Origin of the sequence: Nocardia flavorosea NBRC 108225, assembly GCF_001613385.1 — a bacterium.
Classification (GTDB): domain Bacteria; phylum Actinomycetota; class Actinomycetes; order Mycobacteriales; family Mycobacteriaceae; genus Nocardia; species Nocardia flavorosea.
In genome coordinates, this window is record NZ_BDCG01000015.1 from 427,755 (window position 1) to 438,846 (window position 11,092).

Genomic DNA, 11,092 nt, shown 5'->3' on the forward strand with positions numbered 1-11,092 from the left:
GACTGTGTTCACCAGCTCTGCCGGTCCCGGTACCTCCGATCACCAAGACGCACCGCTGAAGGCCGCCCTGCGGTACGGACTGATCGGCCTCGTGGTGCTGACCGTGCTGGCGGTCGTGGTCGCGACCCTCGTTGCCGGCGTCGCCGGGCTGTGGGGCGCGCTGCTGGGGGCCGCGATCGGTGGGGGGTTTATTCTGACCACGGCCGCGGTCGTGTTGCTCGGCGCCAAATTGCCGCCCACTACGGCCGGGATGGTAATGCTGGCCAGCTGGGTCGGAAAGCTGCTGGTCGCGCTGATAGTTATCGCTGTTCTGCAGCAATTCGAGTTCTACGATCGGGTCGCATTGTTCCTGACCGTCGTAGGTGCGCTGATCATCGTGCTGGGCGCGGAGACTTACGGTGTATTGCGCACCAAGGTTCCCATTGTCGACCTCCCTGATCAGGCGTCGGACAGCGATTCCGAAACGCCCTGACCGGCGTCAACGACAACCTGTCGTAGATAACATCGCCCCCGCTACGCGTTGTCGTAGATCTCTTGGTAAAGTCTTGGTAAGCAAGCGACCAGTGAGGGGTGCCGACAAGGCGCTGCGAGCTGCCGCTATGCTACTGCCGTGCCGGGCTTGTACAGAGCTCGGTTCTGCATGTCGACGATGTCGCCGACACACGTACAGACGCCAGCGCGGATCTCCCGCTACAGCTGCTGACGAACTTCGAGCCGACCTCAGTCGACCACATTGATCGTCAATGTCCGATCGAACCGCGGGAGCGAAAACATCCCGCGGCCCGAACACGGGAGAGAACGCTGAGCGTCACCACCTTGGCCGCGGAGTTTCACGCGCCGTCGCTAACCGACTTCTTCCCTCCGGCGGTGCTGTTCGAGGGAACTCCCTTCGAACTCGATCGGCTGATGCTGGTCCGGCTTCTGATGACCGCCGTACTGGTCGCCTTCCTGTTCCTGGCTTTCCGTAGCCCGCGTTTGGTGCCCAAGAAACTGCAGAGCATCGGCGAAATGGGGATGGTCTTCGTCAAGGAGCAGATCTGCGACGAGATTCTGGGCAAGGAATCCGGTCGCAAGTTCTTTCCGCTCATCGCGACGATCTTCTTCACGGTTCTGTTCCTGAACTTCTCGGGTGTGATTCCCGGTCTGAACATCTCGTCGAACGCGCGTATCGGCATGCCGCTGGTACTGGCAGTGATCGCGTATATCGCGTTCAACTATGTGGGCATCAAGAAGTACGGCTTCTTCACCTATATGCGCAGCAGCGTCGTCGTTCCGAATGTTCCGCCGGCCATGCACGTCCTGCTCATTCCCATCGAGTTCGTCTCGACCTTCATCCTGCGCCCGTTCACGCTGACCGTCCGACTCATGGCGAATATGCTCGCCGGTCACATCATGCTGGTGCTGTTCTTCAGCGCGACCCAGTTCTTCCTCTTCGACGCGGACAACTGGATGAAGATCTTCTCGCCCTTCTCACTGCTGGGCGGGCTCGCCTTCACCCTCTTCGAACTGCTGGTCATCTTCCTGCAGGCCTATGTGTTCGCGTTGCTGACCGCCGTGTACATCAGCCTTGCCCAGCATGCCGACGATCACTGACCGACCGGACCAACCGATAAGAACCTGCTGCACCGCGCCGACCGGCGGGTGAGCAACAGAAAGGGAATGGAAGACTCATGAGCCTCTCGTACTTGGCCCAGGAAGCTGCCACCAACGAATCCACGTTCCGGGGCCTCGGCGCCGTCGGTTACGGCCTGGCCGCCATCGGCCCGGGCATCGGCGTCGGTATCGTCGTCGGTAAGGCGATCGAGGGCATCGCCCGCCAGCCCGAGCTCCAGGGCACCATCCGGACCAACATGTTCCTCGGCATCGCGTTCACCGAAGCCCTGGCACTGATCGGTCTCGTCGCCGGCTTCATCTTCTGATTCCGATGAACGAGTTCATTCTGCTCGCAGCGGAAGAGGGAGAGGATGTGAATCCTCTCATCCCCGCGACGTACGACATCGTCTGGTCGGCGGTCTGCGTGGCGATTATCGCCTTCGTGGTCTACAAGTACGCCGTTCCGCGCCTGATGAAGGTGCTGGACGAGCGCGCCGACAAGATCGAGGGTGGCATCGAACGGGCGGAGGCGGCACAGACCGAAGCCCAGGAGACGCTGCAGCAGTACCAGAAGCAGCTGGCCGACGCCCGCCTGGAAGCCGCGAAGATCCGCGAAGACGCCCGCACACAGGGCCAGCAGATCCTCGCCCAGATGAAGGCCGACGCCCAGGCCGAGAGCGACCGTATCGTCGCGGCGGGGCACACCCAGTTGGAAGCCCAGCGTCAGCAGATCCTGACCGAGCTGCGCGCCGAGGTCGGCCGCACCGCGGTGGACCTGGCCGAGAAGGTCATCGGGCAGTCGGTATCGGACGAGGCCAAGCAGGCCGCGACGATCGATCGATTCCTCGACGAGATCGATCGGTCGGATGCCGGTATCGGGGTCGGAAGGTAACGACGGAGGCGTGAGAACCATGTACGCAGCAAGCCGTGAGGCCAGCTCCCGGTCCAAGGAGGCTCTTCGGGCCGCGCTGACCGGAAGTAACGGTGTCGCGGCCACGACGGGGTCCGAACTGTTCGCCGTTGTCGACGTACTGGACGACCAGCGTCCGCTGCGTGTGGCGCTCGCGGACGTGTCGGTGCCCGGTTCGGCCCGCGCCGAACTGAGTGAGCGAGTCTTCGGGAGTCAGGTCAGCGCTGCCACGCAGGCAGTGCTGACCAATGCGGTGGCCCAGAATTGGTCCCGTGCCCGCGACCTGGTCGACACCCTGGTCCTGCTCGGGCAGCTGGCGCTGCTGGAAGCAGCGTCCGAACAGGGCCGGATGACCGCGGTCGAGGACGAGCTGTTCCGGCTCGGCCGGATCATCAACGACAACCCGGAGCTCGAGCGGGCGCTGTCCGATCGCGCCGCCTCCCCGGCGGCCAAACGGGAACTGCTGGGGCGGCTGCTGTCCGGCAAGACCGAGACCATCACCCAGGCACTGGCCGAACAGGTGGTGACCCGGCACAGTTCCGGTATCGGTCCGGCCTTCGACGAACTGTCCGATCTGGCCGCGGCCCGGCGGCAGCAGATCGTCGCCCATGTGCGGTCGGCGATCGAGCTCACCGATCCCCAGCGGGAGCGGCTGGCCGGCGCGCTGGGCCGCATCTACGGCAAGGCCGTCACCGTGCATATCGAAGTCGATCCCGGGCTGTTGAGCGGGCTCGTCGTACGCATCGGTGACGATGTGATCGACGGTAGTGCGATCGGCCGACTGGAACGGCTGCGCCGCTCGCTGACCTAGCGGTACGCCACCGGGTAACCCCGGCGCCCCGGCCGCACCACCCCCCGACATTCCAGACCAGAGACCGAGAGCAGGAAGAACATGGCGGAGCTGACGATCTCCTCCGACGAGATCCGTAGCGCGATCGAAAGCTACACCCAGAGCTACACCCCGGAAACCTCCATCGAGGAAGTCGGTGTTGTCACCGATACCAGTGACGGCATCGCGCATATCAGCGGCCTGCCTTCGGCCATGGCCAATGAGCTGCTCGAATTCCCGGGTGGCGTGCTCGGTGTGGCGCTGAACCTCGAGGACCGCGAAATCGGTGCCGTCATCCTCGGCGAGTTCGCCGAGATCGAAGAGGGCCAGCAGGTGCGTCGCACCGGCGATGTGCTCTCGGTCCCGGTCGGCGACAACTTCCTCGGCCGCGTGGTGAACCCGCTCGGCCAGCCGATCGACGGTCTGGGCGAGATCGAATCCAACGACCGGCGCGTGCTCGAACTGCAGGCCGCCACCGTGCTGGAACGGCAGCCGGTCGAGGAGCCGATGGCCACCGGCGTCACCGCTATCGACGCTTTGACCGCCATCGGGCGGGGCCAGCGTCAGCTGGTCATCGGCGACCGTAAGACCGGTAAGACCGCGGTCTGCATCGATACGATCCTGAACCAGAAGGCCAATTGGGAGTCGGGCGATCCGGCCAAGCAGGTGCGCTGCATCTACGTGGCGATCGGCCAGAAGGGCTCCACCATCGCGGGCGTCAAAACCGCCCTCGAGGAGCACGGCGCACTGGAGTACACCACCATCGTGGCGGCCCCGGCCTCCGATTCCGCCGGCTTCAAGTGGCTGGCCCCCTACACCGGTTCGGCCATCGGCCAGCACTGGATGTACGAGGGCAAGCACGTCCTGATCGTGTTCGACGATCTGACCAAGCAGGCCGAGGCCTACCGCGCCATCTCGCTGCTGCTGCGCCGTCCGCCGGGCCGCGAGGCGTACCCGGGTGACGTCTTCTACCTGCACTCGCGTCTGCTGGAGCGTTGCGCCAAGCTCTCCGACGAGATGGGCGGCGGGTCGATGACCGGTCTGCCGATCATCGAGACCAAGGCCAACGACATCTCGGCCTTCATCCCGACCAACGTCATCTCCATCACCGACGGTCAGGTCTTCCTGGAGTCCGATCTGTTCAACAAGGGCGTCCGCCCGGCGATCAACGTCGGTACTTCGGTTTCCCGTGTCGGTGGCGCCGCGCAGACCAAGGGGATGAAGAAGGTCGCCGGTTCGCTGCGTCTGGAAATGGCCCAGTACCGCGAGCTGGAGGCGTTCTCCGCTTTCGCTTCCGACCTGGACGCCGCGTCGCTGGCCCAGCTCGAGCGCGGTGCCCGCTGGGTCGAGCTGCTCAAGCAGGACCAGTACTCGCCGGTCGCGGTCGAGGATCAGATCGTTTCGATCTATCTGGTCGACGCCGGCTACTACGACTCGGTACCGGTGGCCGATATCCGCCGGTTCAACGTCGAGCTGCTCGAAGACCTGCATGCCAATGCGGCCGACGCGTTCGCGAGTATCGCCGGTGGCAAGGTACTCCAGGACGAGGCCGCCGAGCAGATCAAGACGGCCACCGACAAGTTCAAGCAGGGCTTCCTGGCGTCCGACGGCAGCCGCGTGGTGAACGAATCCGAAGCCGGCGAATTGGCCCACGAAGAGGTCGAGTCGCTGTCGGTCACCCGTAAGCACGTCGAGAAGTAGACCGGGCGAACCATGCGCTGTTTTCCTGTAACGCCGCGAACGAAGGGAGTGTGAACCGCCGATGGCTACCTTGCGCGAGCTGCGCTCCCGTATTCGTGGAATCAACTCGATCAAGAAGATCACCAAGGCCCAGGAACTGATCGCGACCTCGCGTATCACCAAGGCCCAGGCTCGGGTGGCGGCCGCCAAGCCGTACTCCGAGGAGATCACCAAGGTGGTCGCGGAGCTGGCGAGTGCGTCGAAGAATCTGACGCACCCGCTGCTCACCGAGCGTCCCGACCCCAAACGTGCCGCGGTGCTGGTGATCACCAGCGACAGCGGCCAGTGTGGTGGCTACAACTCCAATGTGCTCAAACGGGCCGAGGAGCTGATGACCACCCTCCGCGATGAGGGTAAGGAACCGGTGCTCTACGTCATGGGCAACAAGGGTCTGACGTACTACACCTTCCGTGACCGCCGGCCGGTTGCCGCGTGGACCGGGTTCTCCCAGCAGCCGGGCTACCCGGATGCTTCGGCGGCCTGTAACCACCTGGTCGACAGCTTCATGGCCGGGTCCGCGGGCGAGGTTCCGGCGCCGGACGGTACCGGTTCGATCGCGGGCGTGGATGAACTCCATATCGTCTACACCCGGTTCGTGAGCATGCTGTCGCAGACGCCGGAGGTGCGCCGGATGGCGCCGATCCAGATCTCCTTCGTCGACGAGAAGTTCGACCTGGGCGACGATATGTTGTCCGATTCGTCCACGGCCGAGGTGAGCGCGCAGTACGAATTCGAGCCCGACGCCGATGTGCTGCTGGCGGCGCTGCTGCCCAAGTACATCAATACGCGGATCTACGCGTCGTTGCTCGACGCAGCGGCATCCGAGCATGCGGCTCGGCGCACCGCAATGAAGGCGGCCACCGACAACGCCAATGAATTGGCGAGTTCCCTGTCCCGGCAGGCCAACTCGTTGCGGCAGGCCAACATCACGCAGGAAATCAGCGAAATCGTCGGCGGCGTGAATGCCCTGGCGGCCAGCTCGGAACGCGACTGAGACGCAGGAAGAGAACCTAGAAATGACCGCAGCTGTTACTCGAGAAGACTCGAGCCGGACCAGCGCCGCCAGTGGCCGCGTGGTCCGCGTCATCGGCCCCGTCGTGGACGTCGAGTTCCCGCGGGGTTCCATCCCTGAACTGTTCAACGCCCTCGCCGCCGAGATCACCCTGAAGTCGGTGGCCAAGACGTTGACCCTCGAGGTCGCCCAGCACCTCGGTGACAACATCGTGCGCACCATCTCGATGCAGCCCACCGACGGTCTGGTCCGCGGCGCCGAGGTTCGCGACTCCGGCAAGCCGATTTCGGTGCCGGTCGGCGATGTCGTCAAGGGGCATGTGTTCAACGCCCTCGGCGACTGCCTCGACAGCCCCGGCCTCGGCCGCGACGGCGAGCAGTGGGGTATCCACCGCAAGCCGCCGAGCTTCGACCAGCTCGAGGGTAAGACCGAAATCCTGGAGACCGGCGTCAAGGTGCTCGATCTGCTGACCCCGTACGTGAAGGGCGGCAAGATCGGTCTGTTCGGTGGTGCCGGTGTCGGCAAAACCGTTCTGATCCAGGAGATGATCACCCGTATCGCCCGGGAGTTCTCCGGTACCTCGGTATTCGCCGGTGTCGGTGAGCGCACCCGTGAGGGCACCGATCTGCACCTGGAAATGGAAGAGATGGGCGTTCTGCAGGACACCGCCCTCGTCTTCGGCCAGATGGACGAGCCGCCGGGCACCCGTATGCGGGTCGCCCTGTCGGCGCTGACCATGGCGGAGTACTTCCGCGATGTGAAGCACCAGGACGTGCTGCTGTTCGTCGACAACATCTTCCGGTTCACCCAGGCCGGTTCCGAGGTTTCGACTCTGCTGGGTCGTATGCCCTCCGCCGTCGGTTACCAGCCGACCCTGGCCGACGAGATGGGTGAGCTGCAGGAGCGGATCACCTCGACCCGTGGTCGTTCGATCACCTCGCTGCAGGCGATCTACGTTCCCGCCGACGACTACACCGACCCGGCGCCGGCGACCACCTTCGCGCACCTGGATGCGACCACGGAGCTCTCCCGCCCGATTTCGCAGAAGGGTATCTACCCCGCCGTCGACCCGCTGACCTCGACTTCTCGTATTCTCGAGGCCTCGATCGTCGGCGACCGGCACTTCGCGGTGGCCAACGAGGTGAAGCGGATCCTGCAGAAGTACAAGGAACTGCAGGACATCATCGCCATCCTCGGTATGGACGAGCTCTCCGAAGAGGACAAGGTCCTCGTCGGCCGGGCCCGGCGGCTGGAGAAGTTCCTCGGCCAGAACTTCATCGTGGCCGAGAAGTTCACCGGTCAGCCCGGTTCGGTCGTGCCGCTGGAGCAAACCATCGACGACTTCGACCGGGTCTGCAAGGGCGAATTCGACCACTTCCCGGAGCAGGCGTTCAACAGCTGCGGTGGTCTCGACGATGTCGAGGCGGCCGCGAAGAAGATCGCCGGAAAGTAGTCCTTCATGGCGGATATGTCAGTTGATCTCGTCGCGGTCGAGCGGCGGCTCTGGTCGGGCCGGGCGAACTTCGTCAGCGCCCAGACCACCGAGGGGCAGATCGGCATCATGCCCGGTCACGAACCCCTGCTGGGGCAGTTGATCGAGGGCGGCACGGTGACCATCGTCGATACCGAGGGCAATCGGATCGTGGCCGCGGTACACGGCGGATTCTTCTCGGTCACCACGGATACCGTGCGTGTGCTGGCCGAGACCGCCGAGTTCTCCACGGAGGTCGATATCGACGCGGCACGTAAGGTGCTGTCCGACGGTTCGGCCGCCCCGGAGGACCAGCTGGCCGCGCAGGCCCGGGTTCGCGCTGTCGAACAGGCCGCGGCTTCCTGATCTCCGATCCGGAGACCAACAGAATATTTCGGCTCCGGCCGGTGACGGGGTAACCGTCACCGGCCGGAGCCGATTCTCGTCCCGGCCCACCGATATCGAGTGGGCACCGTCACCCTGTCCCACCTGGATCGATGAGATCGCATTTTCCGAGACATCCGCGTGTCGTTTGTAAACTGGTTCGTGGTTGAATGACGTCGGGTGCATCGGCCGAGCCCAGCCGGCGATCGCCTCGGACGAACGAAGGGATGTGCGGCATTGCAGACCGGGATGGTGATTGCGATCATTCTGGTTGTAGTGCTGGTCGCTTTGGCTCTCCTGTCCACATATCGCCTGGTGATGCTGCGTCGCGGGGGGACGGCGGCGATTCTGCGCATACTCCCGGCACGGGGTGGGGAACGCTGGCGGCACGGCGTCATCCGATACGACGAGGACCGTCTCGTCTTCTACAAACTCACCAGCCTCAAGCCCGGGGCGGATTCGGTGATCCGGCGCCGCGGTATCGAGATCGGCGATCGCCGCGGTCCGCGGGGTGACGAGTACGACATCATGACCGATGCGATCTCGGTGATCGGTGTCGCGGACCGCAGCGGTGACTACGAACTGGCACTCGATCGGGCCGCGCTGACCGCATTTCTGTCGTGGGTCGAATCACGCCCCTCCGAACGTGCGCGCCGGCTTCGCGGCCACTGACCGCCCCGATGCGGTGACGCCGGTGTCCGGCGGCACATGGACGCAGCATCGGTAACCCGGTCCGGGACGCCGCGAGCGTTTATGGTGGGTCCTGTGAGCGTGCATCTGACGCGGATCTACACCCGAACCGGCGACGACGGGACCACCGGTCTCAGCGACTTCTCCCGTGTCGCCAAGACCGATCCCCGCTTGGTCGCCTATGCCGATTGCGACGAGGCCAATGCCGCACTCGGTGTGGCGATCGCTCTGGGCGCGCCCGGCGCGGAGTTGGTCGCGGTGTTGCGCAGTATCCAGAACGACCTGTTCGACGCCGGCGCCGATCTGTCGACACCGCTGGTGCCGGACCCGGAGTATCCGCCGTTGCGCATCACCGAGGCGTATATCGAACGCCTGGAATCCTGGTGTGACGAGTTCAATGCCGAACTGGCACCGCTGCATTCGTTCATCCTGCCCGGCGGGACACCGCTGGCGGCCTTGTTGCATACGGCCCGCACGGTCGTCCGGCGGGCCGAACGTTCGGCGTGGGCCGCGGTCCATGCGCATCCCGACGATACGAATGTCCTGCCGGCGAAGTACCTCAACCGGCTGTCGGACCTGCTGTTCATCCTCAGCCGGTACACGAACCCGGAGGGGGATGTGCTCTGGCAGCCCGGCGGCGGGCGCGCGGACACTGAACCGGCCGAGTCCCCCGGCCGTAACGAGCCGGGCGCGGATTCCGGTACCTCGTCGGGGCCCGGCAGCCCGTCGCAACACTGAGGCGGACCGGTTCCGTCAGCGGTGGTCGTGCCGGACGGCCGTCGGGGCGAGCCCGGCGGTCGGGCCCGGCGCAATCGTGCGACCGGCACACCAGCGCGCACGTCTGCGCTCTATCCTTGCACCCACTGGTGCGCCGAATACTCGGAGAGGCGGCATGGAACGGTTTTTGGTAACTGGCGGCAACCGGCTGGTCGGTGAGGTCTCGGTCGGAGGCGCCAAGAACAGCGTCCTGAAACTCATGGCCGCGGCTCTGCTCACCGAAGGCACCACCACCATCACGAACTGCCCGGATATTCTGGACGTTCCCTTGATGGCGGAGGTCCTGCGCGGTTTGGGCTGCGAAGTCACGATCAGCGGCGATGTCGTCGCCATCGATACTCCCGCCGAGCCCAAGTACCACGCCGATTTCCCGGCGGTGACCCAGTTCCGCGCGTCGGTCTGTGTCCTGGGCCCGCTCATGGCGCGGTGTAAACGTGCAGTGGTCGCGCTACCCGGCGGTGACGCTATCGGGTCACGCCCGCTCGATATGCACCAGGCAGGCCTGCGTCTGCTCGGGGCGACCAGCGAGATCGAGCACGGATGCGTGGTGGCCCGCGCCGACGAACTGCAGGGGGCGCGGATCCGGCTCGACTTCCCGTCGGTCGGGGCGACCGAGAACATCCTCATGGCGGCGGTGCTCGCGCAGGGGGAGACGGTGATCGACAACGCCGCCCGCGAGCCCGACATCGTGGACCTGTGCACGATGCTCACCCAGATGGGTGCGCATATCCGGGGAGCCGGCACCTCGGTCCTGACGATTCAGGGCGTGAAGCGGCTCTCGCCGACGACGCACCGGGTGATCGGCGACCGGATCGTCGCCGCAACCTGGGGTATCGCCGCGGCCATGACCATGGGTGACGTCCGCGTCACGGGGGTCAATCCGCAGCATCTTGCGCTGGTCCTGGACAAACTGCGTTCGGCCGGCGCGCGTATCTCGTTCGAACAGGACGGTTTCCGCGTCGTCCAGGCCGACCGTCCCCGCGCGGTGAACTTCTCGACCCTGCCTTTCCCCGGCTTCCCCACGGACCTGCAACCGATGGCCATCGGTCTGGCGGCGATCGCCGACGGGACGTCGATGATCACGGAGAACGTGTTCGAGGCCCGGTTCCGGTTCGTCGAGGAGATGATCCGCCTGGGCGCCGATGCCCGTACCGATGGTCACCATGCGGTGGTCCGTGGCATTCCGCGGTTGTCGAGTGCACCGGTGTGGTCGTCGGATATCCGTGCCGGCGCCGGATTGGTTCTGGCCGGGCTGGTTGCCGACGGGGTCACCGAAGTCCACGACGTATTCCACATCGACCGCGGATATCCGGCCTTTGTGGAAAAGCTGCAAGCGCTCGGCGCAGCCGTGGAACGCGTGGGTACGGCGGGATGAGGGTTTCCGAGCCGAAACGGTGCGCGCGGGTATTACATGAATGTCGCGATTTACCTACCGTGACCAGGCGATTTGACATCTATTTCGACGCCGCGTAACTTTATCCAAGTCAGAGCGACACGGACACCGACCCGGGGCCCGGAGCGAGGCGGAAACGCCGAGCCGGAGGGACCAGGGAAACGAGGTAGGACGAGGAGCGCCTGGCGATCACACTGGTTCAACCGGAACCCCCGATTTGCAATCGGGAAAACGGATGAGCTAAACTTGAGAAGTTGCCTCACAGAAGCACCGGTCAGACCGGATGTCGAAGT

Annotated in this window: 12 protein-coding genes; all 12 read left to right on the top strand. The window is 64.9% G+C overall.

What is annotated here, in order from left to right; all coding sequences use genetic code 11:
• The first annotated feature begins 4 nt into the window (after positions 1-4).
• The 12 genes from NFL01S_RS20205 to murA all read left to right on the top strand — a co-directional run bounded on the left by NFL01S_RS20205 (position 5) and on the right by murA (position 10,781).
• A complete protein-coding gene (locus NFL01S_RS20205) occupies positions 5-472 on the top strand; it encodes a Cg1360 family ATP-synthase-associated protein (RefSeq protein WP_157116733.1) in 468 nt (155 codons plus the stop codon).
• 344 nt (positions 473-816) lie between these two features.
• Positions 817-1,593, top strand: coding sequence for a F0F1 ATP synthase subunit A (gene atpB, locus NFL01S_RS20210; protein WP_084492994.1), 777 nt, complete (start codon positions 817-819; stop codon positions 1,591-1,593).
• Between the two features lie 77 nt (positions 1,594-1,670).
• Positions 1,671-1,919, top strand: a complete 249-nt coding sequence (locus tag NFL01S_RS20215) for an ATP synthase F0 subunit C (RefSeq protein ID WP_062977501.1) — start codon at positions 1,671-1,673, stop codon at positions 1,917-1,919.
• Between the two features lie 5 nt (positions 1,920-1,924).
• On the top strand, positions 1,925-2,485 hold the full coding sequence (locus NFL01S_RS20220; RefSeq protein ID WP_062977503.1) for a F0F1 ATP synthase subunit B: 561 nt from the start codon (positions 1,925-1,927) through the stop codon (positions 2,483-2,485).
• A 19-nt stretch (positions 2,486-2,504) separates the two neighbouring features.
• The gene (locus NFL01S_RS20225; protein WP_062977614.1) at positions 2,505-3,314 is read left to right on the top strand and encodes a F0F1 ATP synthase subunit delta; all 810 of its coding nucleotides are present in this window, start codon (positions 2,505-2,507) and stop codon (positions 3,312-3,314) included.
• 81 nt (positions 3,315-3,395) lie between these two features.
• Entirely contained in the window at positions 3,396-5,033 is a 1,638-nt protein-coding gene (gene atpA, locus NFL01S_RS20230; protein ID WP_062977505.1) for a F0F1 ATP synthase subunit alpha, read from the top strand.
• A 61-nt stretch (positions 5,034-5,094) separates the two neighbouring features.
• Entirely contained in the window at positions 5,095-6,066 is a 972-nt protein-coding gene (locus NFL01S_RS20235; RefSeq protein WP_062977507.1) for a F0F1 ATP synthase subunit gamma, read from the top strand.
• Positions 6,067-6,088: 22 nt separating this feature from the next.
• Positions 6,089-7,537: a F0F1 ATP synthase subunit beta gene (gene atpD / locus NFL01S_RS20240; RefSeq protein ID WP_033247477.1), complete on the top strand. Its 1,449-nt coding sequence runs from the start codon at positions 6,089-6,091 to the stop codon at positions 7,535-7,537.
• A gap of 6 nt (positions 7,538-7,543) precedes the next feature.
• The gene (locus tag NFL01S_RS20245; protein ID WP_062977509.1) at positions 7,544-7,921 is read left to right on the top strand and encodes a F0F1 ATP synthase subunit epsilon; all 378 of its coding nucleotides are present in this window, start codon (positions 7,544-7,546) and stop codon (positions 7,919-7,921) included.
• Positions 7,922-8,188: 267 nt separating this feature from the next.
• Positions 8,189-8,611: a DUF2550 domain-containing protein gene (locus tag NFL01S_RS20250; protein ID WP_062977511.1), complete on the top strand. Its 423-nt coding sequence runs from the start codon at positions 8,189-8,191 to the stop codon at positions 8,609-8,611.
• A 93-nt stretch (positions 8,612-8,704) separates the two neighbouring features.
• Positions 8,705-9,367 carry a cob(I)yrinic acid a,c-diamide adenosyltransferase gene (locus tag NFL01S_RS20255; RefSeq protein ID WP_084492996.1) on the top strand — a complete coding sequence of 221 codons (663 nt, stop codon included), beginning with the start codon at positions 8,705-8,707 and terminating at the stop codon, positions 9,365-9,367.
• Between the two features lie 154 nt (positions 9,368-9,521).
• Entirely contained in the window at positions 9,522-10,781 is a 1,260-nt protein-coding gene (gene murA / locus NFL01S_RS20260) for a UDP-N-acetylglucosamine 1-carboxyvinyltransferase (protein ID WP_062977513.1), read from the top strand.
• Positions 10,782-11,092: the final 311 nt, after the last annotated feature.